Origin of the sequence: Thalassotalea sp. 1_MG-2023, assembly GCF_030546745.1 — a bacterium.
GTDB lineage: Bacteria > Pseudomonadota > Gammaproteobacteria > Enterobacterales > Alteromonadaceae > Thalassotalea_C.
The window spans coordinates 1-566 of the sequence record NZ_JAUOPD010000074.1; the positions used below are offsets into that span (position 1 = coordinate 1).

The window sequence follows — 566 nt, forward strand, 5'->3', positions numbered from 1 at the left end:
GAGTTAACAACTGAGCGCTTTATTAGTAATCCATTCTATCAGGCTCAAGAGGCAGGCAGTAGTCAGCGTCTATACCGCACAGGTGACTTAGTGCGCTGGAACCAAGACGGTCAACTTGAATACCTTGGACGTAATGATTTTCAAGTGAAAATCCGCGGATTTCGTATCGAGTTGGGTGAAATTGAAACGGTATTGCTAGACCAAGAGGATATTAATGATGCCTTGGTGATCGCTCAAGATAGCCCAAGTGGCAAACGATTAGTCGGGTACTACCGCGCTGAGCAACGATTGAGCAATGACATTTTACGTCAACGTTTATCGGAGCAACTACCGGAGTACATGGTGCCAGCCTGTTTGATGAGCGTCGAAGAATTTCCTTTGACGGCTAACGGTAAGGTAGACCCAAAAGCACTACCAACACCAACGCATCAAACTGATGAACAGTTCATAGCGCCTATCGGTGAAACCGAGCAACGATTAGCTCAAATATGGTCATCACTTCTTGGGGTTGAGCAGATCAGCCGCAATGCTAATTTCTTTAGCCTAGGTGGGCACTCGTTATTGGC

General features: G+C 46.5%; 1 protein-coding gene. It reads left to right on the top strand.

All coding sequences use genetic code 11. The features are described 5' to 3' along the window. A partial coding sequence (locus Q4489_RS18265; RefSeq protein WP_303483405.1) for a phosphopantetheine-binding protein occupies positions 1-566 on the top strand: 566 nt, incomplete at both ends.